This is a genomic window from Rhodococcus sp. DT1, assembly GCF_049844875.1.
GTDB lineage: Bacteria > Actinomycetota > Actinomycetes > Mycobacteriales > Mycobacteriaceae > Rhodococcus.
The window spans coordinates 100,723-127,383 of sequence record NZ_JBNCLW010000003.1 but is presented as its reverse complement, the minus strand read 5'-3'; the positions used below and the strand labels follow the sequence as shown (position 1 = coordinate 127,383).

25 protein-coding genes and 2 tRNA genes are annotated in these 26,661 nt (G+C 67.0%); 8 read left to right on the top strand and 19 right to left on the bottom strand.

Annotation, left to right across the window (positions count from 1 at the left end):
• Positions 1–121 precede the first annotated feature (121 nt).
• Positions 122–313, bottom strand: coding sequence for a hypothetical protein (locus ACLQ3J_RS08335; protein ID WP_169621526.1), 192 nt, complete (start codon positions 311–313; stop codon positions 122–124).
• A 280-nt stretch (positions 314–593) separates the two neighbouring features.
• On the opposite strand from ACLQ3J_RS08335, the gene ACLQ3J_RS08330 reads away from it, so the two are divergent.
• On the top strand, positions 594–734 hold the full coding sequence (locus ACLQ3J_RS08330) for a hypothetical protein (protein ID WP_169652516.1): 141 nt from the start codon (positions 594–596) through the stop codon (positions 732–734).
• Between the two features lie 4 nt (positions 735–738).
• Here the strand turns inward: ACLQ3J_RS08330 and ACLQ3J_RS08325 are convergent, their stop codons facing one another.
• Complete coding sequence (locus ACLQ3J_RS08325; RefSeq protein ID WP_296551024.1) at positions 739–2,460, bottom strand: hypothetical protein; 1,722 nt, start codon at positions 2,458–2,460, stop codon at positions 739–741.
• 1,150 nt (positions 2,461–3,610) lie between these two features.
• Here ACLQ3J_RS08325 and ACLQ3J_RS08320 point away from each other — a divergent pair.
• Positions 3,611–4,357: a GAF and ANTAR domain-containing protein gene (locus ACLQ3J_RS08320; protein WP_296551023.1), complete on the top strand. Its 747-nt coding sequence runs from the start codon at positions 3,611–3,613 to the stop codon at positions 4,355–4,357.
• Between the two features lie 162 nt (positions 4,358–4,519).
• On the opposite strand, the gene ACLQ3J_RS08315 is transcribed toward ACLQ3J_RS08320, so the two are convergent.
• On the bottom strand, positions 4,520–6,178 hold the full coding sequence (locus ACLQ3J_RS08315; protein ID WP_425902809.1) for a sensor histidine kinase: 1,659 nt from the start codon (positions 6,176–6,178) through the stop codon (positions 4,520–4,522).
• Positions 6,179–6,562: 384 nt separating this feature from the next.
• Here ACLQ3J_RS08315 and ACLQ3J_RS08310 point away from each other — a divergent pair, with 384 nt between their 5' ends.
• Positions 6,563–7,114, top strand: a complete 552-nt coding sequence (locus ACLQ3J_RS08310; RefSeq protein WP_425902807.1) for a hypothetical protein — start codon at positions 6,563–6,565, stop codon at positions 7,112–7,114.
• Between the two features lie 53 nt (positions 7,115–7,167).
• On the opposite strand, the gene ACLQ3J_RS08305 is transcribed toward ACLQ3J_RS08310, so the two are convergent.
• From ACLQ3J_RS08305 to ACLQ3J_RS08260, 10 genes are all read right to left on the bottom strand, one after another.
• Positions 7,168–7,241, bottom strand: a tRNA-Leu gene (locus ACLQ3J_RS08305).
• Positions 7,242–7,253: 12 nt separating this feature from the next.
• Positions 7,254–8,201, bottom strand: a complete 948-nt coding sequence (locus ACLQ3J_RS08300; RefSeq protein WP_378528609.1) for an exopolyphosphatase — start codon at positions 8,199–8,201, stop codon at positions 7,254–7,256.
• Between the two features lie 2 nt (positions 8,202–8,203).
• A complete protein-coding gene (locus tag ACLQ3J_RS08295; RefSeq protein ID WP_169621523.1) occupies positions 8,204–8,731 on the bottom strand; it encodes a DUF501 domain-containing protein in 528 nt (175 codons plus the stop codon).
• Positions 8,728–9,435 (bottom strand): FtsB family cell division protein, encoded by a 708-nt coding sequence (locus tag ACLQ3J_RS08290; protein WP_169621522.1) that lies wholly within the window; start codon positions 9,433–9,435, stop codon positions 8,728–8,730. The genes ACLQ3J_RS08295 and ACLQ3J_RS08290 overlap by 4 nt, the downstream gene beginning before the upstream one ends.
• Positions 9,436–9,443: 8 nt before the next feature.
• Complete coding sequence (gene eno / locus ACLQ3J_RS08285; protein WP_169621521.1) at positions 9,444–10,730, bottom strand: phosphopyruvate hydratase; 1,287 nt, start codon at positions 10,728–10,730, stop codon at positions 9,444–9,446.
• Positions 10,731–10,869: 139 nt separating this feature from the next.
• Entirely contained in the window at positions 10,870–11,631 is a 762-nt protein-coding gene (locus ACLQ3J_RS08280; protein WP_425902806.1) for a lytic transglycosylase domain-containing protein, read from the bottom strand.
• Between the two features lie 47 nt (positions 11,632–11,678).
• A complete protein-coding gene (locus ACLQ3J_RS08275; protein WP_277351043.1) occupies positions 11,679–11,858 on the bottom strand; it encodes a sugar transferase in 180 nt (59 codons plus the stop codon).
• A gap of 251 nt (positions 11,859–12,109) precedes the next feature.
• On the bottom strand, positions 12,110–13,876 hold the full coding sequence (locus tag ACLQ3J_RS08270) for a putative bifunctional diguanylate cyclase/phosphodiesterase (RefSeq protein ID WP_425903152.1): 1,767 nt from the start codon (positions 13,874–13,876) through the stop codon (positions 12,110–12,112).
• Positions 13,877–14,001: 125 nt separating this feature from the next.
• Positions 14,002–14,427, bottom strand: coding sequence for a hypothetical protein (locus ACLQ3J_RS08265; protein WP_169621519.1), 426 nt, complete (start codon positions 14,425–14,427; stop codon positions 14,002–14,004).
• Positions 14,424–14,888: a GyrI-like domain-containing protein gene (locus tag ACLQ3J_RS08260; RefSeq protein WP_169652523.1), complete on the bottom strand. Its 465-nt coding sequence runs from the start codon at positions 14,886–14,888 to the stop codon at positions 14,424–14,426. The genes ACLQ3J_RS08265 and ACLQ3J_RS08260 overlap by 4 nt, the downstream gene beginning before the upstream one ends.
• A 315-nt stretch (positions 14,889–15,203) precedes the next feature.
• Between ACLQ3J_RS08260 and ACLQ3J_RS08255 the strand changes: the two genes are divergently transcribed.
• Positions 15,204–16,310: a class I SAM-dependent methyltransferase gene (locus ACLQ3J_RS08255; RefSeq protein ID WP_425902804.1), complete on the top strand. Its 1,107-nt coding sequence runs from the start codon at positions 15,204–15,206 to the stop codon at positions 16,308–16,310.
• Between the two features lie 19 nt (positions 16,311–16,329).
• On the opposite strand, the gene ACLQ3J_RS08250 is transcribed toward ACLQ3J_RS08255, so the two are convergent.
• The 6 genes from ACLQ3J_RS08250 to ACLQ3J_RS08225 form a co-directional block, all read right to left on the bottom strand.
• Positions 16,330–16,974: a MazG family protein gene (locus ACLQ3J_RS08250; RefSeq protein ID WP_169621703.1), complete on the bottom strand. Its 645-nt coding sequence runs from the start codon at positions 16,972–16,974 to the stop codon at positions 16,330–16,332.
• Positions 16,975–16,982: 8 nt separating this feature from the next.
• Positions 16,983–20,636, bottom strand: a complete 3,654-nt coding sequence (gene mfd, locus ACLQ3J_RS08245) for a transcription-repair coupling factor (RefSeq protein WP_169621517.1) — start codon at positions 20,634–20,636, stop codon at positions 16,983–16,985.
• A 102-nt stretch (positions 20,637–20,738) separates the two neighbouring features.
• Entirely contained in the window at positions 20,739–21,320 is a 582-nt protein-coding gene (locus ACLQ3J_RS08240; protein ID WP_169621516.1) for a PIN domain-containing protein, read from the bottom strand.
• A gap of 20 nt (positions 21,321–21,340) precedes the next feature.
• Positions 21,341–21,670 carry a helix-turn-helix domain-containing protein gene (locus ACLQ3J_RS08235; protein WP_296551018.1) on the bottom strand — a complete coding sequence of 110 codons (330 nt, stop codon included), beginning with the start codon at positions 21,668–21,670 and terminating at the stop codon, positions 21,341–21,343.
• Positions 21,671–21,754: 84 nt separating this feature from the next.
• Positions 21,755–22,396, bottom strand: coding sequence for a ScbR family autoregulator-binding transcription factor (locus ACLQ3J_RS08230; RefSeq protein WP_169621514.1), 642 nt, complete (start codon positions 22,394–22,396; stop codon positions 21,755–21,757).
• A gap of 113 nt (positions 22,397–22,509) precedes the next feature.
• Positions 22,510–23,115, bottom strand: a complete 606-nt coding sequence (locus ACLQ3J_RS08225; RefSeq protein ID WP_296551017.1) for a TetR/AcrR family transcriptional regulator — start codon at positions 23,113–23,115, stop codon at positions 22,510–22,512.
• Positions 23,116–23,351: 236 nt separating this feature from the next.
• Here ACLQ3J_RS08225 and ACLQ3J_RS08220 point away from each other — a divergent pair.
• The 4 genes from ACLQ3J_RS08220 to ACLQ3J_RS08205 all read left to right on the top strand — a co-directional run bounded on the left by ACLQ3J_RS08220 (position 23,352) and on the right by ACLQ3J_RS08205 (position 26,642).
• Positions 23,352–23,423, top strand: a tRNA-Gln gene (locus ACLQ3J_RS08220).
• Between the two features lie 83 nt (positions 23,424–23,506).
• Complete coding sequence (glmU, locus tag ACLQ3J_RS08215) at positions 23,507–24,982, top strand: bifunctional UDP-N-acetylglucosamine diphosphorylase/glucosamine-1-phosphate N-acetyltransferase GlmU (protein ID WP_169621512.1); 1,476 nt, start codon at positions 23,507–23,509, stop codon at positions 24,980–24,982.
• Complete coding sequence (locus ACLQ3J_RS08210) at positions 24,979–25,956, top strand: ribose-phosphate diphosphokinase (RefSeq protein WP_169621511.1); 978 nt, start codon at positions 24,979–24,981, stop codon at positions 25,954–25,956. The genes glmU and ACLQ3J_RS08210 overlap by 4 nt, the downstream gene beginning before the upstream one ends.
• A gap of 56 nt (positions 25,957–26,012) precedes the next feature.
• Positions 26,013–26,642, top strand: a complete 630-nt coding sequence (locus ACLQ3J_RS08205; RefSeq protein ID WP_425902803.1) for a DUF2461 domain-containing protein — start codon at positions 26,013–26,015, stop codon at positions 26,640–26,642.
• Positions 26,643–26,661 lie beyond the last annotated feature (19 nt).

Sequence of the window (26,661 nt, the reverse complement as noted above, 5' to 3'; positions counted from 1 at the left end):
GTCCACCGCCCCCGACGCGGACGTCACGAGGTCTGACAAACCGGCCTCACACCCCTGACAACCCCCGGGCGGGGGGCCGCGCACGGTGCGCGGCCCCCGGCCCGTTTCGAGTGGGACAACCTCAGGACGCGCCTTCGGTGTCGTCGAAGAAGTGCCAGGTTCCGTCTTCGTCGTTCTGGGCCTCCATCCGCCAGCCGAGTTCGCTGTTGTCGGCACGCTTGTCGACGAACCACGCATGCGCGTCATCGGCACTGGCGATTTCCTTGGTCTCGACTATGTCGCCCTTGGGATCGATCACTCTGTAATTAGCCATGCCCGAGTACTTCCCGGCGGAGCCCCGGCCCTAAACCTCCTTCTCCGGCCGCTCGCGCCGCTCCGCTCCCGCCGTGTCGCACAGCGGGAGCGCGACCCAGGGGTGTAGGGTGGAGGAATCGCACGGCTCGCAGCCTCCGAGCTATCTTCTTCGGACGGGCCTCGATGATCTTCTTCGATCTGCACCCGAGTACCCGCGCATACACCGCGCGACCTCGCTGTTTGCACCTCGTCGCTCCCCTTCGGCCGGAGTTGTCCGCGCCGAACCCGAAAGGACCACCATGAGTAGCTACACCGAAGCCAACAATCCCTTGTTCCTGCAGCCGGTCAACCCGAACGAGCCCGAGCAGGCCGAGCCTGTCGCGCCCGCCGCGCAGGTCGGTCCCTACGATTACAGCTCGATTTTCTCCGGTCGCCCCTGACGGCCTACGGTGTCGCGAACTCCACGAGAGCTCGCGACACCGGTTCGCCGTGCCCGTCGTTCTGATCGGCTGCCGCGGTGAGAACGTCGATGTGGTTGTACCCGGGAAGGGTGATCGCCACAGCGTTCGGATGGTTCGACGCCGGGAGCGTGATTCCACCGCTCCCGCGCAACGTGAGGACCGGGTTCCTCGTCACCCCGTCGCGGTACAGATGATGCGCCGCAAACGACGGGGCCGTACTCTGCGCGAGATCCGACGGTAAGCGCATCGGGAAGTACCACTCGGTGAAATCCAACGGCGGCTCGGACAGGTTGCGCGCCAACTCGTTTATCGATGTCACCTCACCGGCCCGAGAGGTATACCGGCTTTCCTCCGGCAACGACGCTTCGGTACCCACCTCGTCGTAATCGAGCCACCGGTAGATCACCTCGGGGTCGCCGTATACCGCCGGCGACGCCTTCGGGGCGTCCCCGAAGGATCCCGATTCGAGTATCTCCGGAGTGGACGGCACCGGGAACACCTTGTCCTGCACGGGCCCTCCGGTCATGAACCCGACACTCGCCTGCAAGAACCCCAGCGGCTGTGAGTTGTCGTCCAGGAGGGCGCCGAGCACCGCTTCATTGGTGGCGTTGAGCGTCCGCACATCGGGTACACCCGTCGCGAACATCTCCGGATCCTTCGCCAGCAACGTACGCAGCGTCCAGTTCACGTTCGCGTTGTCGGGCATCCGCGACACGATGTCGTTGACCCCGTCGGGGTCCAACCGTGCCGCAAGCCCTGCCAGCGCAAGGGTATTCGTGGTTTCGGGGTTGATGACCGCGGGAAGTTGCAGGACCGGACTCGCCGTGGAGGCCGCTCCGAGGAAGATCTCGAGCGGTGCGGCCAATGCTTCGGGTACGTCGGGTTGCTGCCCGGAACTCGGGAACGGCGCGCCCGCACGAATAACGGTATCGAGCGCGAAATAGCCCGAGCACTGGTTGTAGCCGGCGTCGTCGGTGGTGGCAGGGTCGGCGTCGAAATCCCATTCCGCGAAGTAGCCGGTGATGAAACCGCCCATCGAGTGCCCACCGCAGAGCACCTTCTCCTTGCGGACCTTCTGGTCCGGAAACTCGTGTCGCAGAAGGTCGTACTGGTCGCGCAGGGTCTGCTCGAGACCCACATGTGCGAGCCACGCGACATCCGACCCTGTCGCATGTCCTTCGAAGCGTGCGCCGTCGATCTCGGCGTCGCGGAAGTAGTAGTCGGTGGCCGTATCCAGATCGCCCGTCTCGAGCGCGGCGCGCATCCCGACGTGGTCCTCGAGACAGTTGGAGCGCCGGTCGAGGGCCCAGAACTCGACGTGCAGGCCGCGCTCTGAGGCCGCCACCACCGTATTGCGAGCCACACTCTCGAATGCCCCTGCGCCCTCGAAGATTCCGGGCTGTGCGACGAAGATGCGATCGGCATCCCCGGACTCGACGGGGCCGTCGACCGACCGCCACCGCAGATACGACAGTCGGTCGCACTCCGGTGGGTGCGGCCCCACCTCCGGCGGTAGCGGCACGGCGATGGACACGACCGACCCCGCAACCTTCTCGGCGAGCGGCGCTGTGGACAGGTACGGAACCTCGGTCCGGTCTCCGGCCTGCGCGTGGGCCACTCCCGGGAGAACCACCATGCCGGCACCGGCCGTCGCCGCGAGCAGCACCGACATCGACGCCCGCGCGACCGCATCCACGATCTTCATGTGTCCCCCCACCGAGTCCCTCGGATCGAACCGCACCGGGTGGCGTATGGCAACCCCGCCGTCCGGAATCTGTCGATTCCACCACGGTGGGTGCGACGGTGACGTGGAATACCGCATTCGGCGGCAGCGATCCGCAGGTTCGGTGAGGCGCGGCGCTCCGGGACGGTCCCGGCCCCCGGCCGGGTGGCTCGTCGGCCGATCCGGACCCCGGCCGGGGTCGAACGATCCCGGAGCGCGCGCCGTATTACCCGTTCACCTTCGCCGAAGGTCCCTATCGGTAAGGCCGTTCGTCCTCAATCCTGACGACCTTCGGCTCGAATACGTATTGCCGGCCCAGATTTCCCCGCAGGGTGACGGAGGCGGCCGGCTGGGGATATGAGATTCCGGCGTCACTTGCCCGTGTTCGAACGGCCGTGATCACTCGACCCGCGGTTGCGCCGCCTGCGGAGGAAGTTCGACACCGCCAACAACGATTTCGACGTCTTCGTCGGGTGCCCTTTTCGGCGCTGCAGAACACCGGCAACGAGAGACAAACCCCCGGCGACCAGCGGAACTGCCAGCGAGAGCAGCACCCATCGACGGACCGGCTTACTGAGCAGAGCCCACATGTGAAGTCCTTTCACCCATACGCCGCCTCGTCGATCGAGGCGACGGTCGTGCCATCCATGGACGGCCGACGTCTTTCCCTCTTATCTATGCCCAGAGTGCCCTCCACCTATTCCCTCCTGCGGCGATGAAGATCATCCGGCACAACGCAATCGGATTCGGCGTCACGGCAGGCGAAAGCCCCCTCGAGGGCCCGGCACGGAAAGATCGGCGCCCCTTCCGCTCGGGTACGATTCCCCGGGGTTAAAGAGAAGCCCTTGATCGTCAATCGTGTCCGCGGTGTCGAGTGCGAGTTTTCGAACCGGCGGGATCGGGTCTGTTTCAGGAGAAACCCTTCAATGAGAGTTGTTCCCGCGTCGAATGCTCGGCCGGTCTCCCCTCCCCGCGGTCCAGGGGGAATCGGGGCTTCGGATCGCTGTGCGTCGCGTCACCGGTGGTGCCCGCCGAGCACGGTCGGCCGACACCCGTGTTCGTCTGAGCCGGTAGAGATCTCGAGTGCTTCCGAGTGCATGCACCGAGATTCCGGTCGCCCGGTGGTCACCGCATGACGGACCACGACGGGAACGGATCCTCGACCGTCACCCCGGCGTCGAACAACGCCGATCCCGCAACTGTGTTCACTGCCCTGGCCGAGATCCTGTACGGCGGCGCCGACGCTTCCGAGGTGTACTCGGCGATCTGCGTGGCCGCAACCCTGCTCGTGCCCGGCTGTGACCACGCGAGCGTGATGCTGCGCCGCAACGGAGAGTTCGTCCTCGTCGCCGCCAGCGACGATGTCGCTGCGGCCATCGATTCCCACGAGCGGCACCTCGGTGAGGGACCCTGCCTGGACGCGATCGAGGAAGAGGTTCCGCAGATCGAGGCAGATCTGCGGAACGGCTCGTCGTGGCCCGCACTCGCCCGGGCGGTGGTCGAGTCCACGCCCGTGCGCGGAGCAATGGGTTTCCGGTTGCTGATCGACGAACGCAAGGTCGGAGCACTGAATCTGTTCTCGGATACTGCCGGCGCGTTCACTTCCGCGGCCGCGGCCGACCATGCCAGCATGCTGGCGGCGTTCGCCTCGGTCACTGCCACCGCAATCGGGCGCGGCGAAGACATCGACTCGCTGCGTAGCGGTTTGGTGAGCAACCGGGAGATCGGCAAAGCAGTCGGCCTCGTGATGGCGGCCCAGGACCTCACAGCCGACGAGGCGTTCGACCTTCTGCGGCGCACGTCGCAGCAAGTCAATCTCAAGGTTGCCGATCTGGCCCGCACCGTCGTCGAGAATCATTCCGTCGGCAAGGACCGCTGAGCCCCGACGGCGGCGTGAGCTACTGCTCTGAACTCACGCCGCCTGGGTCCGCCACCCGCCCGGGCAGATGTCAAACCTCTCTCTCCGGTACCCCGCCCTCACTGCACGGAAACCTGCGGGATCGACAGCACCGCCATGTCCCCCGGCGGCGCCGGAACTGCGCTAGGAGCGCGCCGCGCCGGGCAGGCCCGCGGGGTGAACGGCTCCCGATGGTCCCAGCTCGGTCTGGGTTTTCGCGCCGACGAGTGTGAAGCACACGCGGGCTCCCTCCGTCCACGTGGTGTCGATCCAGATGTTGCCCCCGTGGTAGTCGACGATCTTTCGGCATACGGCCAGACCGATACCGGTCCCGGTGTAGACGTCCCGGGCATGCAAGCGCTGGAAGATGACGAAGACTTTTTCCGCGAATTCGGCGGGGATACCGATGCCGTTGTCGCTGACGGAGAACTCCCAGCCGGCCGCGTCGTCCTCCGCGTCCACCCTCTCGCACGTGATCCGGACGACGGGAGTCCGGTCGGGATGCCGGAACTTGATCGCATTGGCCAGCAGGTTCTGCCAGAGCATCGTCAGCAGGGTGGGGTCACCGGTCAGCTCGGGCATCTTCTCGGGCCGCTCGATGCGGGCCTGTGCCTCGTCGATCATGATCGCGAGATTGGACTGCGCCTTGTCCAAGGTCTTGTCCAGGTCCACGCGCAGACGCGCGTCGTTGACCCGGCCCACGCGGGAGAACGCCAGCAGGTCGTTGATGAGGACCTGCATACGTTTCGCCCCGTCGACCGCGAAGGCGATGTACTGGGCACCCCGGTCGTCGAGTTTGTCTCCGTAGCGCTTCTCGAGCAACTGGCAGAAGGAGGCAACCTTGCGCAGCGGTTCCTGCAGGTCGTGCGACGCAACGTAGGCGAACTGCTCCAGTTCGGTGTTGGAGCGTCGAAGCTCGTCGGCCTGGGCATCGAGATCGGCGGTCTGACGAGCTAGCTTGTCCTGCTGCCGGCGTGCATCGGTCAATGCCTGGGCGATGTGCCCGCGCATCGCCTCCACGTCCGTCGCAAGGTCCCGGATGTCCTTCGGGCCCTGCGGGTAGATGTGCTGATCGAAGTTCCCGTCACCGGCAACCCGCCGCGTCGCCGCCCGGAGCCGGAGAAGTGGCGTGGCGACCAGGTTGTGCACGAGCACGACCATGAGTGCGCCGGTGAACAGGAAACCGACCACCATCGCCACGAGGACAGAATTGCGGACGGTGCGGGCTTGCACGAGCCCCTCGTAACCGTCCGCCTGAGCCTGGACGAGGATCGTGTTCTGGTCCTCGAATTGGGAGCGCAGCACGTCGAAGGCGGCACGTCCGCGTTCGATCTCCGCGATATCGGTTTGCTCGGTCCCGCTCGGCGGTGCATCCACGAGCGGCTCTGCGTACTCGGCACGCCATGCCGCCGCATTCGAGGTGATGGTGTCGAGGTTGGCGAGCGCATCGTCGTGACCGGCCATCAGGGTGCGCAGCCGCTCCACGGAGTTCTGCTCGGCCTCGAGCCCGGTGAGGTACGGCTCGAGAAAGCCCGGGTCTCCGGTGAGGGCATAACCACGCGCTCCGGTCTCCTGGTTGAGCAGAGCAGACTGGAACCGGTACGCCTCGACCTGTGCCGGCTGGATGTCCACGACCAACTGGTCGGTGATCCGGGCGGTCCGGTCGATGAAGTAGGTACCGATAACCGTGCCCACCAGAAGGAACACCGCCAGGGCTGCGAACGCAACCTGGAACCAGCCCTGGACAGTCATCCGGGAACGGATCTGTTCGCTCTTGGGTTCGGGTAACGAAGGATCTCTCATGCTCGCTTAGGTCCTGTTCTTTCCACTTCGCACCGCACACCGGTCCGATGTCCGCGTGCGTTTCCGATCCGAGCGAGACGGGACGACCCTGCACGCGGCAGGGGTACCGACATCGAGAACACCGCCGTAGCGTACTGGGAGGAATCGGACACGGGTAATCGCACGGCATCGATGGTCTTTTCCTGCCCGTCCGAACGAATTGCAGCCGGACACGCTCGGGTCCCGGGCGGCTCGGGACCGACCCGGCGGGCGTCCGGGCATGAGCGGACGAGCCACAACGGGATCGCGACGAGCGGAGCGTCACCGTGCCCGAATTGCCGTCATCATCGTCGAACCGAGGACGCGAGCACGACCACGTGGCATCGTTGAAGAGCGGGTACCTGCATGTTCACCGAGCACCACACCGTAGGCCTGGAGGCCACCATGCTCATTCTCCTCGGACTCGTTCTCCTGCTCGCCGCCGTCGTCGTCGGGGTTGTCGGCGTATTGACCAACGGCGGCGAGGAACACACGATCACCGACGGGTTCTCCGTCTTCGGCTACGAGGTCACCGGCTCCACCGGGACACTGTTCCTCTACGGCATCGTCGTGGGCGCTGTCGGCCTGCTCGGGCTGGCTCTGCTCATGTCCGGGGCGCGGCGATCGTCCCGGCGTACCAGAACTGCCCGCCGCGAGGCGAAGGACGCCCGCAAAGAAGCAGCGAAAGCACAAAAGGACCGGGACCGCATCGCGGAACAGAACAGCACGCTCGTCTCGGATGCGAATACCGCCCGCACCACACCTGCCACCGACACCGCACCCGCTACCGGCACCGCACCTACCACCAGGACACCCACCAGCGGAACGACACCCAGCGGAACGACATCATCTACCGACACGACGTCGCACGGCGCCCATCAACGCGGCGCGCGACACACGGGAGAAGGCCGGCCCTGAACGCGGCTGCGTGGCGAGGGCAACTGCGTCGATCCTGCCGACGTCGTCGGAAGTGCCCCCAGTGGGACTCGAACCCACACTTGGCGGATTTTAAGTCCGCTGCCTCTGCCAATTGGGCTATAGGGGCGTCCGGAACACCCTAGCGCGTGACGGACTGGGCGATCCCGTCCAGGATGTCGTGCTCGCTCACAACGAGTTCGGTGATGCCGGCGCGGCGTCGGAGTTCGTCGGCGAGGACGGTGGTGACGATTGCGCCGCCGCCGATGACGTCCACCCGGCCGGGGTGCATCGGCCCGAGAGCAGCACGTTTCTCGCGGGTCGCGGCGAGCAGGCCGTCGCACACCTGCCGGAGGCGGTCGAACCCGACGGTCGACAGATGCACCCGGTCGGGATCGTAGGTGTCGAGGTCGTTGCCGAGCGCGGCAAGAGTGGTCATGGTGCCCGCGACTCCGACCCAGGTACGGGCGCGCTCGACCGGAACGTGCGCGAGCGCCTCTGCGATCTTTTCCGCGGCGATCTCCCGCGCCTCCGAGACCTGCTCGGCGGTGGGCGGATCGTCGTGCAGACACCTCTCCGTGAGGCGCACGCACCCGATGTCGGTGGAATACGCTGCGTGAACACCGTTCTCGTCGCCCAGCACCACCTCGGTGGAGCCGCCACCCAGATCGACGACGACGAAAGGTCCCCTGGCGGCATCGAGTTCACCGACGGCACCGGCGAAGGACAAACGCGCCTCTTCGTCACCGGTGATGACTTCGGCTTCGGCGCCGGGAATCACGGCTCCGAGCACCTCGCGGGTCATGGAGAAGAAGTCTTCCCGATTCTGCGCGTCGCGTGTCGCCGATGTCGCGACCATCCGCACCCCGGTCGCACCGGTGTCGCGAATGATGCCGGCGTACTCGGTGAGCGCCACACGGGTTCGCTCGATCGCCTCGGGAGCGAGACGGCCCGTCGCATCGACGCCCTGCCCCAACCGGACGACGCGCATCAGCCGGGTGACATCGGTGAGGGTGCCGTCGTCGGCGATGTCCGCGACGAGCAGGCGAATGGAGTTGGTCCCGCAGTCGATGCCCGCTACGCGAGACACGCTCACTGCGCTTCCCCACGGAGTTCGGCGTAGGTGGGCCAGTCGGCAGGAACAGCGGTGCCGCGCAATCCGGCGTCTGCGGCGAGGGCGACGGATTCGTCGCCGAGCCGGTTGAGACCCGGGCCCTTCGCGAGCGAATGTGCGATCAGAACGTGCAGGCACTTGACCCGGTCGGGCATGCCTCCGCCGGTGAAATCGGTACCCAGCGACTCGATGGCGTTACGTTCGGCGAGGTACGACTCGTGGGCACGCCGGTACGAGGACGCGAGTTCGGGATCGGTGCCGAGCCGTTCGGTCATTTCCCGCATCACACCTGCGGACTCCTGCCGGCTCGCTTCCGCGGTGAGGCGGGGATCGGTCAGGTAGTACAGCGTCGGGAACGGTGTGCCGTCCGGCAGCTTCGGCGCGGTTTTGACCACGCCGGGCACGCCGTCGGGGCAACGGTAGGCGATGGCCAGGACGCCGCGGGGTTCGCGCCCGAGCTGTGCTGCGACGGCGTCGAGGTCTTCCTGCGTCACTGAATCGGTCACCCGGGGATATCTCCTGGTTCTGGGGGTGCCACAGGCATCGGCTGCGGCAGTGGTTCGGTTTCGGGTTCGGGAGGCGGTTCGGCCACCGAACGCCACAGGTCGCTGTACCAGGCTCCGGTGGTCGGCGACTCCGGTTCTTCTTCTTCGAGTTCGGGCGGCACGTCGCCGGGCAACTGCACCATGTACGGAATGTCGCCGGGCATCACGAAGCGCAACCGCTCACGTGCCTGCGCCCGGATCCACGCCGGGTCTTCGATGTGCGCCTTCATCTCTTCGAGCGCGGCGATCTCCGTCTCGAGCTGCTCCCGTTCGCGAGCGAGCTGCTCGGCTTCGGAGCGCTGGCTCACGTACGTGCGCAACGGCACCGCGAGCGTCAATGCGAGCGCACACACGACCAGCGCGAGGATGGCCGCGCGCCCCGTGGACAGACCGAGAAAGGTGCGTTCCCGGTGGTCCCGGCGCGCGGCGTCGGTCGCACCGACCCGGGTGGGCCGGGCGCGACCGGAGGCTCCGGAACGCCCGCGGCCGGGCGACGAATGGACGGGGTCCTCGCGTCCGGCCGGACGGGCTCCGGCGCTCTCGGTACCGCTGTCGACCGGAGCGGTAGATCCCGTGGGGCGTGCCCGGCTGGGCCGCCGCGCACTTGCCGCACCTTCGGTGCGGGCTCGACGGGCGCCGGGCCGGGATCTACCGCGCTGGTTCATACCGGATTTCAGCCCTCGAGGTTGAACCGCGGGAAGGCGACTTCGCCCGCGTAACGGGCAGCGTCCCCGAGGGACTCCTCGATGCGCAGCAGCTGGTTGTACTTCGCCACGCGCTCGGACCGTGCCGGTGCACCGGTCTTGATCTGGCCGCTGCCGACCGCAACTGCGAGGTCGGCGATGGTGGTGTCCTCGGTCTCGCCGGAACGGTGGCTCATCATCGTCTTGTACCCGTTGCGGTGCGCGAGATCCACGGCATCGAGAGTCTCGGTGAGAGTGCCGATCTGGTTCACCTTCACGAGCAGCGCGTTGGCGGCACCCTTGACGATGCCTTCTTCGAGCCGCTCGGGGTTGGTGACGAAGAGGTCGTCGCCGACGAGCTGCAGCTTGCCGCCGAGCTTGTCGGTGAGCGCGACCCAGCCGTCCCAGTCGTCCTCGCTGAGCGGATCCTCGACGGAGACGAGCGGGTACGCGGCGAGCAGTTCGGCGTAGAAATCAGCCATCTCGTCGGCGGTGCGGTTCTTGCCCTCGAACGCGTAGCCGGTGCCCTCGGTGTAGAACTCGGTGGCGGCGACGTCCAGTGCCAGAGCGACATCGGTGCCGAGCTTGAGACCGGTCTTCGCGACGGCCTCGCTGATCAGGTCGAGCGCTTCCTTGGTGCCTGCGACGTCCGGCGCGAAACCGCCCTCGTCGCCGAGCCCGGTGGCCAGCCCCCTGCTCTTGAGCACGGACTTGAGCGAGTGGTACACCTCCGCACCCCAGCGCAGCGATTCCTTGAACGTGGGCGCGCCGATCGGAGCGACCATGAACTCCTGGACGTCGACTCCGGTGTCGGCGTGTGCGCCACCGTTGAGGATGTTCATCATCGGCACGGGCAGGATGTGCGCGTTCGGGCCGCCGAGGTAACGGAACAGCTCGAGGCCCGCAGATTCGGCACCGGCCTTGGCAACGGCGAGCGACGCTCCGAGAAGTGCGTTGGCGCCGAGACGACCCTTGTCGGGCGTGCCGTCGGCATCGAGAAGCGCCTGGTCGACGGTGCGCTGTTCGGTTGCGTCGAGTCCGATGATCGCCGGAGCGATCTCTTCGAGGACCGATTCGACGGCCTTCTCGACACCCTTGCCTCCGTAACGGTCGCCACCGTCACGCAGTTCGACGGCTTCGTGCTCACCTGTGGAGGCCCCGGAGGGTACCGCAGCGCGGGCGAAACTTCCGTCCTCGAGCAGCACCTCGACCTCGACCGTCGGGTTGCCCCGGGAGTCGAGGATTTCGCGGGCTCCTACCTGCTCAATGATGGCCACTGGCTGATTCTCCTTCGATGGACTTCACGCTGCGGTGTCTGCACGCTGGGGACAGCCTAACCGGCGCGACCAGGGTGTGAGGCACAGGCGCGCGTCTGGGACGCGGCCGCGACCCGCCTGGACCGTGCTCGACGGTCTGCTACGGACGTACGCCCACACCGTACGCAGCCGCGCGGTCGCGTACGAGCGTCATGTACTCCCCCGACAGGTTGTAGGCCATCAGAGCTCGCGTCCACCCTTCCGCACTGTCGAGGTCGCCGCCGCGCTCGCACAGGTAGCGTCCGGCGCTGAGCGCGGCGTCGTCGATGTTGTCCGGGTCCGCCACGCCGTCCCCGTTGGCGTCCACACCCCACCGCTCCCATGTCTCGGGGATGAACTGCATCGGGCCCATGGCCCGGTCCAGCAGGGGGTCGCCGTCGAGCCTGCCGCCGTCGGTGTCGCGGATTTCGGCGAGGCCGGGGCTTCCGTCGAGCGGCACACCGCGGATCTCGGGTGTCGCGGTGCCGTCGGGGGCGAGGGTTGCGCCGCCGTGCCGCCCGTGCCGGCTCTCGACGCTGCCGATCCCGGCGAGGGTCGTCCAGGCCAGGCCGCACTCGGGCCGCGTCGCGGCCAGCACCGCTGCGGCGTGTCCGTACGCTTCGAGCGCCACCACCGGGATGTCGAGCGCGTCGGCCTGCGGTTGCGCCCACTCTCTCAGCAGTCCCGCGGTGCGCCCGGGACCTGCGAAGTCGATGGGCGGAACTTCGGTACCACGCGCGGGAGGCACTCCGTCCGGGACGGCGATCCGGGGCTCCTGCGGCACGGTGAGGCTGATACCCACGGCAAGGAGGACGACTACCCCGAATATGCCGAAGAGAGCGAACGGCCAGGGGGAACGACGTCGGCGCGGGGCTTGGTACACACCTCCATCCTCCACACGTCGGATCGGACGGCGCGCGATCGGCGCCGTCAGTAGGCGCCGTCCCTGCGCAGGACTGCGCCGACGGTACGACGGAGGATCGACAGATCCATGGTGAAACTCCAGTTCTCCACGTACCGGAGGTCGGCGCGGACGGACTCCTCCCGGGAGAGGTCACTGCGTGATGCGCGGATCGTCGTGCGCCTTGAACAGCACGCCGGCTCCCGCATCGAGTTCGAGAACATCGTGCAGTCGCTGTTCCGCGCCCGGCACCATGCTCCGGAACGTGTACATCGTGAACCGCGCTCCGCGGGTCTGCCGATACAGCACCCGTTCCCGGACGGGTCTGCTCGTCTCGATCCGGTCCCGTGCCGGCTTCCTGTGACGCGCTTTCCTTCGGTGGGCCACTTCGGCCGTAGTCGCCTCGGCCCCGGCGGTGCCCGTCGGAACAACGCGCAACAACAAACCATTTGTTTCCAGGTCACCGGGCCTGGAACCCACCGCTCCCCCGCCCCGTCGCCCAGGGCAGGTCGATGTACCCGACCCTCACCATGCCCTCCACCACCTCGGACGGCTTCGGAGCGCTGAGCAGAAAGCCTTGTCCCCGTCTGCATCCCAGCTCGAGGAGATAGGGCACCGCCCCCTCCGCCTCGATACCTTCGGCCACGAGGTCCAGACCGAACGACGTCGCGAGCCCGGCGATGGAATTGACGATGACCCGGTCACCTTCGCTGCGATGAAGATTCTGGACGAAGCCCTTGTCGATCTTGAGCGTGTCCACCGGCAGCGACTTGAGGTGACCGAGCGAGCTGTATCCGGTGCCGAAGTCGTCGATCGCGATCCGGACTCCCAGCCGTTCGAGCCGCGAGAGGGTCGCCCTGGTTCGCCGCAGGTCGCCGACCACGACGTTCTCGGTGATTTCGAGACAGACCTCGGCACCCCTCAGTCCGTGACGCCGCAGCATCGACGCGACCGACTCGTCGAACCCCACGGTCACCAGCTGGACCGGTGAGACGTTGATGCCCATCACCAGATGGAGACCGGGGATCTTCTTCTTCCACGACGCGAGCTGGGCACACGCTGTCTCCATCACCCACCTGCCCAGTTCTGCTGCAAGATTGGTCGATTCGGCGACGTCGATGAATTCGGCGGGCGCAAGCGTGCCGAGAACCGGATGGTTCCAGCGCACAAGTGCCTCCACCCCGAGGATCGCTCCCGACCGCAGATCCACCTCCGGTTGATACTCGAGGATCAAATGGTCGTCGTCGATCGAGGCCCGCAGATCGAGTTCGATGCGGGTCCGTCGCTCGCCTTCGTGGTTCATGTCCTCCGTGAAGAAGCCGACGCTGTTGCCGCCCTGCACCTTCACCGCCATCATCGCCTGGTCGGCGCGACCGAGCAGCGCCACCGAGGAGATCTCCCCCGGCTCACCGAGCGCGATGCCGAGACTGACTCCTCGTCCCACCAATTGGCCGTCGAGCGAAACGGATTCGCCCACCACCCGCTGGATCTGCGCTGCTCGCTCCCACGCGTCGGCCGGTGTGGCCGGACCTGCCAGGACGACGACGAACTCGTCGCCACCGAGCCGGGCCACCACGTCGACCGGGCGGTTGACCTGCATCAGCCGCTCTCCGATCCTGCACAGGTATGTGTCGGCGGCACGATGCCCGAGGAAATCGTTGAGCGCTTTGAGGCGGTCGAGGTCCAGAAACAGCACCGCCACCGGTCCCGGGTTCCCGGGTCGCAGCCGTTCGTCGAGGTATTCGAGCAACGCCCGTCGACTGGCCAGACCCGTCAACGAGTCGTGATATGCGGCGTAGCGTAGTTCTCCCTCGGCCCGAACACGTGCTTGCACCTGCGCGAACAAGGCCGCGATGAGGCGAAGCGACTCCATCTCGTCTTCGGTCCAGGCGCGGTCCCGCTCCTTCACCAGACCAAGGGTTCCGGTGGTGATGTCTCCCCAGAGCAGTGGCACCGCGGCAATCGATTGTCCCGGCGCCGCCAACACCCGGGGATCCTTCGAGTTTTCGGAGTCGGCCATGATCGGACCCGCATCGCGGAAATGCAGGACCGCGGAAGAGTCCGGACCGGGGCTGTGCGCTTGCGGGGGCCATTCGGCGACGAGCACGGTGGCCGCGAGGTCGTGATCGTTGTACCTGAGGTAGCAGGCGTCGACCTCGAAGTGGTCGGCGAGGAGCTCGAGAACCCGGTCGAACACTTCGCGGTGCGTGGCCACGTCGGCCGGCATGAGAAGTGCCGCCACCCGGGTGACCAGGCTTTCGAGAGTCGAGGACGAGCGGACCACGCCTTCTCCCTTCGATCGCACTCACGCATGAGCTCACAGTGCCGTATCGACAAGCGGGCGAAGGCCCTTCATTCCAGGGAGATATACAGTTCCATTTCGCCGGCCGCGGGAAGATATGCGACCTCCTCGCGGAATGCCCGTGCGATGTCGCCCTCCTTTTCGGCGATATCCACCTGGGTCCACACGTCTTCCCACGGATCCGTGCTCGACCCGTCCGGCGTGAAGCGTGCGGCGTACTTGTCGGTCACGCGGATCAGCGAGTCACCCACCGCAAGACTGCCGATGTCGTCGCAGCGATATCCGGCCACCACCGTCCATCCGACCTCCGGGTGGGAGACGTAGACGACGGTGACGTCGCGTAGACCTCGTTCGCGGAGCCGCTCCAGGGTGAAGGCCAGCAGATCGTCGCCGGGACGACCGGACCCCGGCTCGATCCCGGGCACCACCAGACCACCGACCGCGTATCCGGGCACCTTGACGATGGTGAAGGTCATTGCTGCGCAACCGATGTGGAATCCTCGATCGATATGTACAGCTCGATGCGATAGGCGTGTGGGTAGCACTCGAAATCGCCTGTGAACGCTCGCACGATGTCGCCGCGCCCCTCAGCCCTCCAGATCTGCCGCCACAGTTCACTGAACACGTCGGGAAAGTGACTCCCCACCGCGGAGAACTTCGCATACAGACCGGACGGGAGCCTGGACACGACATGCCCGGGCCGGACCTCCTCGAGTGTCCGGCAGCAGTACCCCACCGTTTGGGTGTAGTACGAACCGATGTCTTCCGCGTGATCGGTATAGGTCGACGCCAGGGGCCCGCCGGCGTCCTGCTTCAACACTGCGGACCAGGCGCGCTCGAGGTGTGGGTCTCTCAGTTTTCCCAACGCGCGGCGCGGACTCCGCACCGGCAAGCCTGCTACCAAAGTTTCTTCACGCTCGACAATGCAGAACGCCATCGGGCAATCCCCCTCCAAGCCACTTACGTAGGCACCCACTCCGCGCTTGCCCGACCCGCACGCGTAATGGGAATTGCTTCGAGACTAAAGGCAACACCCACACCTTTCAAACGATAGCCATAAACAAACCTATGGTATGTTTTAGCTAGGTTTTCAATCTTCCGGTCATTAATTCATCGCCACATACGTTATGCAGGTCGGCGCTGACGCAAAACGAGGAGGACGAAGTCCCATGGAAGAACCCCCGGCGCCCGCCCGGAGCAGGCATGCCCCGGTGCCGTCGGGCGCCGACCCCCGCTGGGCCGGACTCGCGCGGTGACGGGGTGCCGCGCATGCGGTCATCCGGATCTCGATCCCGCCCTCGACCTCGGCCGCGTGCCACTGCCCGGCCGATTCCCCGTTCGGGAGACTCCCGTTCGCTCCGACGAAGTGCGCAGCCGCCTGGCGATGCTGCTCTGCCGCGCGTGCGGGCTTGCCCAACTGGGCTGTGACGCCGGTCCGGACACACACCGCACTGAGGTCGGACCCGAATACCGCAACGTCGACCACGCTGTCCGGATCATCCGCAAGGCGGGCCTGCTCTCCGGGGGGACCATCTCCGAATTCGGATCACCGAAAGGCGAGCGATGGCTTCCACGCTTGCAGCCCTTCGGTTTTCGATCTCCCCGACACGGTGAGCCCGCGTCGGTCGTGGTGGACTCCTTCGCCCTCGAGCGAGAACTCGATCAGCGCCGCGCACTCCGGGAGCGGGCGGCTGCGCTGACTCCCGACGGCACACTTCTCCTGGAATTCCGTTCGCTGTCCGCGGTCATCGCCCAACGGCGCTGGGATGCCCTGCAGTACGGACGTTTCGTGTACTACACGGTGACGACACTGCGTCGCGCCCTCGAGGATGCAGGACTGCTTCTCTGGAACGCGTGGCCGATCGGACCCACCGCGGACGTGATACTCGCGGCAGCGGTCTGCGAGGGCACCCTGTACCCGGAACCGTTCGTCCGCCGGCGACTCGCCGCCGAACGCGAGGAGGGCATCACCACCGTTCGTACGGTTCGAGTGCTCCAAGCCGCCGCCGACCGTGACGCTGCCGCACTCCACACCTGGCTCCGGCAGATGGCCCTCCGGCATCGAACCGTAACAGCCTATGGAGCAACGGCTTCGACCGTCACCTTGTTCGCGCGCGCCCACGTGAGCAGGACCCTCGTCTCCGCTGTCGCCGACGGCACACCGGGCCACCACGGCCGCCGGATGCCCGGCACCGACGTACCCATCGTGGCGCCCGATCTGATGGTGTCTGCGGCACCCGACCACATACTGGTGACGGCGCCGCGGGAGCTGGCCGAATTGCGCTCGCGCTACCCGGAACTCGGCGACCGGTGGACGTTGCCGCCCCGCGGGACGGACGAGTTACGCCGGGACCGTTGAGAACTCGCCGGGACGCCGGTCAACCTCTCCAGTGACGCTTCCATGTTTCGGCGTCGTGCGGCCCGGCTCCCGCCGACCGCTCAGCCGTCCGGATCGCATCGGCGAACCGCAGCACGACGCCTCGCAACGCCGCCTCGGTGTCACCCGAATCGTCGATCCGGACCGTTCTCAGCTCGTCGGGTATCAGCTCGTCGGGGAATCCGGCGCGTCGCGCGCGTTCGAGCACCTTGTCGACCAGCGCCAGGCTCGGCTGTGCCATGGCGATCCCGTCGAGGCACGACTCGCGGGCCTTCTCAGCTCTCTTCGCGACCTCCCACGCGGCTTCCTGCTCCGCGACATCCAGCGGCCCGGTATGGCCGTTGGACAAGTGAGGGCTGCGCGCCGCGAGCTTGGCAACGAGCGTCGCGGCGACGTCGTCGACTGTGAAAGCTCCGGACTCCTCGGCGATCCGTGAATGGAAGAGCACCTGCAGCAGCAGGTCGCCGAGTTCCTCCCGTAGGGAATCCGGGTCACCGGACTCGATCGCGTCGAGCACCTCGTAGGTCTCTTCGACGAGATACCGGCGCAGCGACTCGTGGGTCTGGGTGACCTCCCATCCCCCGAACGCCCACAGCCGGTCCATCACCTCCGCTGCTTCGCGCAGCATGTCACCCGGCCCGGTCATCTCCGTACTCACACGCCCACCGATACCGGGGCGCTGATGTCCACCGAGCCCTGGGGCTTTCCGTCCATCGCGAGGAGGAAGTCCGCGATGAACTGGAGCAGTTCGACGTCGCGGACACGATCCGAACCGATACCGCCCGTGCGCGGGATCGGCAACTGCACGGTGCCGCTCGTCGGCCGGTACTGCGCGGACGGGTACAGCCGCTTGAGCCGCATCTGCTTCGAGTCCGGCAATTCGAGCGAACCGATCTTGAGTTGCGAGCCGACCACGGTGACCTCGTCGAGGCCGTACTCCCGGCACAGCAGGCGCAGCTTCGCGACCGACACGAGCCTCCGGACCTCCTCCGGCATCGGGCCGTACCGATCGACGAGTTCGTCGATGACCGTGTCGATGGCGTTGTCGTCGTTCGCGGCAGCGAGTTTCCGGTATGCCTCGAGACGGAGCCGGTCGGAGGTGACGTAATCGGACGGGATGTGCGCGTCGACGGGCAGGTCGATGCGTACCTCCTTGGGCGCTTCGTCCGTCGAGATCGGGCGGCCGTCGGCAGCAGCGCGGAATGCCTCGACAGCCTCACCCACCAGCCGCACGTAGAGATCGAATCCGACCCCCGCGACATGACCCGATTGTTCGGCGCCGAGCACATTGCCCGCGCCGCGGATTTCGAGGTCCTTCATCGCCACGGCCATGCCCGCACCGAGATCGGAGTTCTGGGAGATCGTCGCGAGCCGGTCGTACGCAGTCTCCGTGAGCGGCTTCTCCTGCGGATAGAGGAAATACGCGTACCCACGTTCGCGCGACCGCCCGACACGACCGCGCAACTGGTGCAGCTGCGACAGCCCGAGCGAATCCGCTCGCTCGACGATGAGTGTGTTGGCGTTCGGGATGTCCAGGCCCGTCTCGACGATCGTCGTGCACACGAGTACGTCGAAGTCACGTTCCCAGAAGCCCTGCACGGTCTTTTCCAGAGTGTCCTCGTTCATCTGCCCGTGCGCGACCGCCACGCGCGCCTCGGGGACGAGATCGCGGATCTTCTTGGCGGCCTTGTCGATCGAGCTGACACGGTTGTGGACGTAGAACACCTGGCCGTCGCGCAGCAGTTCGCGCCGGATCGCAGCGGCCACCTGCTTGTCGTTGTAGCCACCCACGTAGGTCAGAATCGGGTGCCGTTCCTCCGGCGGAGTGAGGATCGTCGACATCTCGCGGATGCCGGCCATGCTCATCTCGAGCGTGCGCGGAATCGGCGTGGCGGACATGGTCAGGACGTCGACGTGGGTGCGCAGCGCCTTGATGTGCTCCTTGTGCTCGACGCCGAACCGCTGTTCCTCGTCGACCACGACGAGGCCGAGGTCCTTCCAGCGGATACCCGTCTGCAGCAAGCGATGTGTGCCGACGACGATGTCGACGGTGCCGTCCTCCATGCCCGCGAGGGTCTCGCGGGATTCGGCGGCGTCGGTGAACCGGCTCAGCCCCTTCACCACGACCGGGAAGGCCGCCATCCGTTCGGTGAAGGTCTGCAGATGCTGCTGGGCAAGCAGGGTCGTCGGCACGAGCACCGCGACCTGCTTGCCGTCCTGGACGGCCTTGAACGCAGCCCGGACCGCTATTTCGGTCTTGCCGTACCCCACGTCGCCGATGACCACCCGGTCCATCGGTACGGGCTTCTCCATGTCGCTTTTGACCTCGGAGATCACCGTGAGCTGATCCTGGGTCTCGGTGAAGGGGAACGCGTCCTCCATCTCCTTCTGCCAGGGAGTGTCCGGGCCGAAGGCGTGGCCGGGCGAGGCCTGCCGTGCCGCGTACAACCGCACCAGCTCACCCGCGATCTCACGGACAGCCTTGCGCGCCTTACGTTTCGTGTTCGCCCAGTCCGAGCCACCGAGCTTGCTGATCGACGGGAGTTCCCCGCCCACATAGCGCGAGAGCTGATCGAGCGATTCCATCGGCACGAAAAGGCGGTCGCCCGGCTGGCCACGCTTGCTCGGCGCGTACTCGATCACCAGGTACTCGCGACGGGCTCCGCCGATGGTGCGTTCGACCATCTCGACGAACCGGCCGATGCCGTGCTGGTCGTGAACCACGTAGTCGCCCGCGGTCAGCGCCAGAGGATCGACCTGGTTGCGGCGCTTGACCGGCGTCTTACGCGCCTCCGTCACCACCCGGTTGCCGGTGAGGTCGGCCTCGGTCACGAGGACCAGTCCCGGCACCACGTTGTCGCCGTTGCCGGTGAGGACGAGACCCTCGTGCAGCGCACCGCGGAGGACGCCGACCTGTCCCCGCACCGGTTCCGCGCCGGGTTCGAGTTCGGCCGCGGGGACCTCGTTCTCCTTCAGCCGCTCGAGCACGCGTTGACCCGTGCCGGTGCCGGCCACCACGATCGCGGCACGTCCGCCGGTGGTGACGTGGGCGCGCAGGTTCGCGAACAGCATCGACAGCAGTTCCTCGGAACCGCGGATCTCGGGTGCCGACTGCACCGCGAGGACGGTCTCGGTATCCGCACCCGACTCGAGCTGGCTCAGCGACCACCACGGTGTGCCCTGGGCCTGCGCAGCTTCGCGCACCTGTCGCAGGGACCTGTATGCCGACGCCGCGAGGTCGAGTGTGTTCCCGTCGACCCCGTTGATGTTCGACGTGTCCAGCGGCGCGGCCCCGCCGATCGACGCAGCGGTCCACGACGCCTCGAGGAATTCCTGGCCGGTGCGCACCAGGTCGGTTGCGCGGGTGCGCACCTTCTCCGGATCGCACAGCAGGACGTGGGTGCCGCGCGGGACGACGTCGGTGAGCAGCTGGAGTTCTCCCGGCTGCAGCACGGGCAGCAGCGCTTCCATGCCCTCGACCGGGATTCCGCCGGCCATCTTCTCGAACATCTCGGCGAGCGCGGCGTCGGCCGGGTTTTCCGCGGCGAGTTTCGCGGCGCGCTCCTTGACCGCGTCGGTGAGCAGAAGCTCCCGGCACGGCGGTGCGATGAGGGTCGTGATCTCCAGTTCGGGGATGGAACGCTGGTCGGCAACCGAGAACGGCCGCAGTTCCGTGACCTCGTCGCCCCAGAATTCGATGCGCACGGGATGGTCCGCTGTGGGCGGGAACACATCGAGGATGCCACCGCGCACCGCGAATTCTCCGCGCTTGCCCACCATGTCGACGCGTGTGTACGCGAGTTCGGCGAGCCGCGCGACGAGCTCGTCGAAGTCGTGCTCGGAACCGAGACGCAGCGTGATGGGCTCGATTTCTCCGAGTCCGGGCGCCATGGGCTGCACCAGGGAACGCACGGTGGCGACGACGATCCGCAGCTCCGGGCCGAGATCCCGATCGTCCGGGCGCGCGAGCCGACGCAGCACCTCGAGTCGCCGGCCCACCGTGTCGGCGCTCGGCGACAGACGCTCGTGCGGCAGGGTCTCCCAGGACGGGAACTGCGCGACGCTGTCCCCGACCATCTGAGCGAGTTCGGCCGTCAGGTCGTCGGCCTCGCGGCCGGTCGCGGTGACCACGAGTACCGGGGTCTTCTCCGCGAGGGCTGCGGCAACGAAGGGGCGAACCGCGGACGGCGCGACCAGCGACTGCTCGGCAGTGCCGACCAGTTCACCGATCCTCTGGAACTGGGAGTCCGACAGCGCGATCCGCGCCAATCCGGACAAGGGGGTGGCGACCGGGGGCACAGCAGACAAGGAAAGCGCTCCTGAGTTTGAGACGAGAACCTTATCGAGTCTATGCCTCGCGCGGGATCTGCGTCAGGACCGAGCGGGCAACAGGGATCACCCTCGGCACGCTCACGTCGCTGCCGCGTAGCCGCGGAGCAGATCGGCACTGTTGTCGCCCAGCGCCGAACGTGCCCACACTGCGAGCCGCACCAGCAGATCCGCGTCGCTCGGATTCGCCTCGGTTCCCGGCTCGAGCCACCGCCGGCGCACCATCCGCAGCAGCGACCGCTGTGCCCGCGCGGGGTCGGCGTCGAGCGCGAATGTGACGAACGCGTCGCGGGTCCACGCTTCGACGCCGGATCGTTCGAGTGCCCGCGCGGTCACAGCGTCGGCAGTGACCACGGCGTCCGCATGACAGAGCAGCGCCACGGAGGTGACGTGCGTTTCTCTCGGGTCGATCACGTACGGCACTTCACGCAGGACCGGGGTGGGCCAGGTCACCCGCGCGTCCGGGAACGCGCGGTCGAGTTCGGCGAACAGATAGTCGCGGGTAGGTCGGGCGAGGTGTTCCGGCAGCCGGTGATCGGCCTCCGCGATGATGCCGTCGCTCCAATACGGCTGGTACAAACCGTCTTCCGCGAAAGCGAGTGCGACATCCCGGACCCGCGCGTTCGCCAGGACCGTCGCGTCGAGGACGACTCGGATCGGCACCGCTCTCCCTTCGTCGGGCGTCAGAACTTCTCGTACATGCCTTCGCGGCGGGTGAGATCGGCGAGGTTGTCGAGCACCTCGGTGCGGATCCTGGTGTGGCGTTCGCCGAGCGCGAGGACCTCGGTCCGGGGCACCCGGCGATGCAGGCCGTGGAATTCCGCGGGTAGCGCGCCGGTGTCCACCAAACGGGCGGCGTAGCGCCGCGAGCATCCGAGGACGTCGGCGACCTGCGCGATGGTCAGTAATGCGGGCACCAGCCCGATCGTGACGGCAGTGTCCGGGCCGAGCTCGTCGAGCAGACGTGCCAGTTCTCTCGGCGCCTGGCGCGCATCGAACGGTCCGAACGTCACGGCGGCGATGCTGTCAGCACGACGGAGGGAATGCAACGACCATCCGGGCCGGCCGGAGCGGAGGGCGCACTGCGGCCATCGCGTTCAGGACTGCAACCGGAGTCTGCGGGCCGCGAACTGGCGGAAGTACTCGAGTTTGCTCGGCGGAACCACCGACGGCAGCAGCAGGCTCCACATCGCCTCGATCCGCTCGGTCAGATGCTTGGTGCCGCTCATCGCCGCTCCCACGGTGCGCGCACCGATACCGGCTTCCATCAGCAGCAACGCGAACGCGTCGGTGTCGACGTGTTCGGCCAGGTCGCCTTCGTCGCCTGCGCGCCTGGTGAGTTCCTTCAACTCTTCGAGCCAGACGTCGAAGGGGCGTTCTTCCGCACCGCGGTAGTCGCCGATTTCGACGAGCAGGCGGAACATCGCGCGGACCACCGGATCGGTTTCGGCGAGGTCGACGTTCAGCACCGACAGTTCGATGGCTGCTTCCAGCGCCGGCGCGCGCCGGTCGGTCTTCACGGCAGTTTCCGCGGCCATCCGGGCGTACCCGGCGTCGATCACGCCGCGAGCGAGTTCTTCCTTGGAACCGAAGTGGAAGTACAGGGCGCCTTTGGTGACACCCGCCTCTTCGATGATCTCGTTCAGGCTCGCGTTGGCGTAGCCTTCCCGCACGAATACCTCGGCGGCTCCTCGTAGTACCGCCTCGCGCGTCACTTCAGCGCGGACCTGCCGTCCCACAGAGACCCCGATTCTTCGTTCGCCACTGGGCGTCGGTCGTGCACTCCTGTGAAGACCACCGTAACACCGATTATCCTGTTCCCGATGCGTTGCACCGCCTCGAAACAGAACGACTACGTGCCGAGATGCTTGTTTCCGAGCGCCGGGTCTGCTTCGAGCCGGGTCAGCCCGTTCCAACACAGGTTGACGAGGTGCGCTGCGACAACTTCCTTCGACGGCGTCCGTTCGTCCAGCCACCAGGTCGCCGTCGTGGCGACCATCCCTACCAGGGCCTGCGCGTACAGAGGCGCGAGTTCCGGATTGAGTCCTCTCCGGGAGAAGTCGCCGGCGAGCAACTGGCCGACCTGGCGCATCGCCTCGTTGAGGAGACTCGAGTAGGTGCCTTCCTCCGCGGCGACCGGCGAGTCACGCACGAGGATGCGGAACCCGTCGGTGCGCTCCTCGATATAGGTGAGGAGCGCGAGGGCAGCACGCTCGACCCGCACTCGTGAGCGGTTCCGGGTCAGGCTCTCGGTCACCATCGACATCAGCACCGTCATCTCGCGGTCCACCACCACCGCGTAGAGCCCTTCCTTACCTCCGAAGTGCTCGTACACGACAGGCTTGGATACCTGGGCCCGCTGCGCGATCTCTTCGATCGACGCGCCGTCGTAACCACGCTCGGCGAACAACGCGCGTCCGATCTCGATGAGTTGCTCGCGCCGCTGCGTTCCGGTCATCCGGATCCGGGGCGCGCGCTCGGTGCTTTTCCGACTGGCCTGCTCCGTACGGTCCTGCGACGATCGTGACACGGTTCGTCCTTTCCGACGCACCACGTCGGGGCATCACTCGGGGTCGGTCGCCGCCCAGACTATCGACAACGAGCAGATCACCCCCCACGTTCGACGCCGCGCGCCTCCCGTGCGAGGATCAGGGACGCATGCCCGGAGTGCGCCGCGCGCCGGGGGTGTGGCAGTCCGCCGTGGTGTAATCGGCAGCACCTCTGATTTTGGTTCAGATAGTTCAGGTTCGAGTCCTGGCGGCGGAGCGGGGACCGTTTTCGGGGAGCCGTCGCGCTCCCGTGCGCACGCGGCAATTCCGTGCGTATGCAGACCTTGTCGAGGGAGCTACATGCAGGTGCAGACCGCGATCATTGTCCTGGCAGCCGGAGCAGGAACCCGGATGCGGTCGAAGACCCCGAAGGTTCTGCACAGTCTCGGCGGGCGCTCGATGCTCGCTCATTCCCTTCGGGCGGCGAGCGCACTGGAGCCCGGACACCTCGTCACCGTGATCGGGCACGAACGCGACCGGGTCGGCGCCGCGGTGGCCGAGTTCGCCGAGGACACGGGTCACGAGGTGCGCATCGCGGTGCAGGAAGAGCAGCGCGGAACCGGCCATGCCGTCGCATGCGGACTCGCCGAACTGCCCTCCGACTTCGCCGGGACAGTGCTGGTCACCGCCGCCGACGTACCTCTGCTCTCGCCCGAGACGCTGCGCGAGTTGCTCGAGACGCACACGGAACCGGATTCCGCCGCGGTCACGGTCCTCACGACTACGGTGCCCGACCCCACCGGCTACGGACGCATCGTGCGGACCACCGACGGTGACGTCGCGGCGATCGTCGAAGAGAAAGACGCCACCCTCCGCCAGCGGGCAATCGTCGAGGTGAACACCGGCGTGTACGCGTTCGACGCGGCCCGTCTGCGGTCGGCGCTCGGCAGTCTCGACACCGACAACGCCCAGGGCGAGCTGTACCTCACCGATGTCGTCGAGATCGCACACCGCGAGGGTCTCGCGGTCCGCGGACTGCACACCGAGGACTCGGTCCAGGTCGCCGGAGTGAACGACCGGGTCCAGCTCGCAGCGCTGACCGCCGAGCTGAACCGCCGGGTGCTCACGCAGTGGATGCGCGACGGCGTGACCGTCGTCGATCCGGCGTCCACCTGGGTCGACATCGACGTCGTACTCGGCACGGATGTCACCCTCCATCCCGGTGTCCAGCTGCACGGCCGCACCGTGGTCGCCGAGGACGCGGTCATCGGACCGGACACGACACTGACCGACGTGCAGGTCGGTGCCGGCGCGTCTGTCATCCGTACGCACGGGACCGGCTCGGTGATCGGCGCCGGGGCGACCGTGGGACCGTTCACCTACCTGCGTCCGGGCACCGAACTGGGCGCGAACGGCAAGCTCGGCGCATTCGTCGAGACGAAGAACGCCCAGATCGGTTCCCATTCCAAGGTGCCGCACCTGACGTACGTCGGGGATGCGGAGATCGGCGAGCACTCCAACATCGGCGCGTCGAGTGTGTTCGTCAACTACGACGGCGTCGAGAAGTACCGCACCGTGGTCGGATCCCATGTACGGACCGGCTCGGACACCATGTTCGTGGCCCCGGTGACGGTGGGTGACGGTGCCTACACCGGTGCCGGAACGGTGCTCCGCCGCGACGTCCCACCGGGGGCGCTGGCGGTGTCGGGCGCGCCACAGCGCAATATTGACGGGTGGGTCCAGCGAAACCGCGCCGGAACCGCCGCTGCCGAGGCAGCATCGAGAGCACAGCAGCAGCACGACCACGATCGGCAAAAGGACGGCCAGGACCAGTGACCAATTGGATCGACAACCAGAAGAACTTGATGCTCTTCGCCGGCCGGGCGCATCCCGAGTTGGCCGAGCAGGTCGCCAAGGAACTGGGTGTACCTCTCACCCCGCAGACGGCACGTGACTTCGCCAACGGCGAGATCTTCGTCCGGTTCGACGAGTCGGTGCGAGGCTCGGACGCGTTCGTGCTCCAGAGCCACCCGTTCCCGCTCAATCAGTGGGTCATGGAACAGCTCATCATGATCGACGCCCTCAAGCGCGGTTCCGCCAAGCGCATCACCGCGATCCTGCCCTTCTACCCGTATGCGCGGCAGGACAAGAAGCACCGCGGACGTGAGCCCATCTCGGCTCGCCTGATCGCGGATCTGCTCAAGACCGCGGGTGCGGACCGCATCATCACCGTCGACCTGCACACCGACCAGATCCAGGGCTTCTTCGACGGCCCCGTCGATCACATGCATGCGCAGGGCCAGCTGGCGGAGTACATCCGCGGCAAGTACGGCGTCGACAACATCGCGGTCGTCTCCCCCGACTCCGGTCGCGTCCGGGTCGCCGAGAAGTGGGCCGACACGCTCGGCGGCGCACCGCTCGCGTTCATTCACAAGACCCGCGACCCGCTCGTCCCGAACCAGGTCAAGTCGAACCGTGTGGTCGGTGACGTGGAGGGTCGTACCTGCATCCTGATCGACGACATGATCGACACCGGTGGCACCATCGCCGGAGCGGTTCGCGTCCTCAAGGAGGCCGGTGCCGGCGACGTCATCATCGCCGCGACCCACGGTGTGCTCTCCGACCCGGCCGCCGAGCGCCTCGCGGCGTGCGGTGCCAAGGAAGTCATCGTCACCAACACGCTGCCCATCCCGCCGGAGAAGCAGTTCGACTCGCTGACCGTGCTGACGATCGCGCCGCTGCTGGCACAGACCATCCGCGAGGTGTTCGAGAACGGTTCGGTGACTTCGCTGTTCAACGGCGTCGCCTAGAAACTGCACCACGAGGTGGTGACTCCCGGGCCGCACGGACCGAAAGGCGCTCCTCGATGTTCACCGGTTTCCCGACCGCGGCTCTCGACTTCTACGAGGATCTCGAGGCCGACAACAGCAAACCGTTCTGGGCCGCGCACAAGGCCGTCTACGACGACTGCGTGCGCGGCCCGATGCTTGCTCTGCTCGCCGATCTCGAGCAGGAATTCGGGACGGGCAAGGTGTTCCGGCCGTACCGGGACGTCCGGTTCAGCAACGACAAGACCCCGTACAAGACCCATCAGGGTGGCTTCGTCGCGACCGGTCCGAGTGTCGGCTACTACGTCCAGATCGACGCGGCGGGCCTGACGGTTGCCGGTGGGTTCTATTCGGGGACGCCCGCACAGGTCGCGGCGTACCGCGCAGCCGTCGACGACGAACGACGTGGAACCGAACTCGGCAAGATTCTCCGGCGACTGCGGCGCGGCGGGTACGAGATCGGTGGTTCGACGTTGACGACGCGACCGCGCGGTGTCGACCCCGACCATCCGCGTCTCGACCTGCTGCGGCACCGGTCACTGAACGCCGGTCGCAGCGACGTCTCTCCTCCGTGGATCGACAGCACGCGCACCCTCGACGAGGTCCGCAACTCCTGGCGCGCGTTCCGGCCGTTGGTGGAGTGGCTGACCTCGGCGACCGCTTCGTGACCTGCAGACCACCCGGTAT

Bases quoted from the DNA above. Each gene is read 5' to 3' on its own strand.
- ACLQ3J_RS08265 (WP_169621519.1), bottom strand. From the start codon at position 14,427: ATGACCTTCACCATCGTCAAGGTGCCCGGATACGCGGTCGGTGGTCTG.
- ACLQ3J_RS08330 (WP_169652516.1), top strand. From the start codon at position 594: ATGAGTAGCTACACCGAAGCCAACAATCCCTTGTTCCTGCAGCCGGTC.
- ACLQ3J_RS08225 (WP_296551017.1), bottom strand. From the start codon at position 23,115: ATGACCGGAACGCAGCGGCGCGAGCAACTCATCGAGATCGGACGCGCG.
- ACLQ3J_RS08205 (WP_425902803.1), top strand. From the start codon at position 26,013: ATGTTCACCGGTTTCCCGACCGCGGCTCTCGACTTCTACGAGGATCTC.
- ACLQ3J_RS08260 (WP_169652523.1), bottom strand. From the start codon at position 14,888: ATGGCGTTCTGCATTGTCGAGCGTGAAGAAACTTTGGTAGCAGGCTTG.
- ACLQ3J_RS08250 (WP_169621703.1), bottom strand. From the start codon at position 16,974: ATGACCGGGCCGGGTGACATGCTGCGCGAAGCAGCGGAGGTGATGGAC.
- ACLQ3J_RS08315 (WP_425902809.1), bottom strand. From the start codon at position 6,178: ATGAGAGATCCTTCGTTACCCGAACCCAAGAGCGAACAGATCCGTTCC.
- glmU (WP_169621512.1), top strand. From the start codon at position 23,507: ATGCAGGTGCAGACCGCGATCATTGTCCTGGCAGCCGGAGCAGGAACC.
- ACLQ3J_RS08290 (WP_169621522.1), bottom strand. From the start codon at position 9,435: ATGAACCAGCGCGGTAGATCCCGGCCCGGCGCCCGTCGAGCCCGCACC.
- ACLQ3J_RS08310 (WP_425902807.1), top strand. From the start codon at position 6,563: ATGTTCACCGAGCACCACACCGTAGGCCTGGAGGCCACCATGCTCATT.
- ACLQ3J_RS08275 (WP_277351043.1), bottom strand. From the start codon at position 11,858: ATGCGGGAGCCGGCGTGCTGTTCAAGGCGCACGACGATCCGCGCATCA.
- ACLQ3J_RS08320 (WP_296551023.1), top strand. From the start codon at position 3,611: ATGACGGACCACGACGGGAACGGATCCTCGACCGTCACCCCGGCGTCG.
- ACLQ3J_RS08325 (WP_296551024.1), bottom strand. From the start codon at position 2,460: ATGAAGATCGTGGATGCGGTCGCGCGGGCGTCGATGTCGGTGCTGCTC.
- ACLQ3J_RS08335 (WP_169621526.1), bottom strand. From the start codon at position 313: ATGGCTAATTACAGAGTGATCGATCCCAAGGGCGACATAGTCGAGACC.
- ACLQ3J_RS08270 (WP_425903152.1), bottom strand. From the start codon at position 13,876: ATGCCGGCCGACGTGGCCACGCACCGCGAAGTGTTCGACCGGGTTCTC.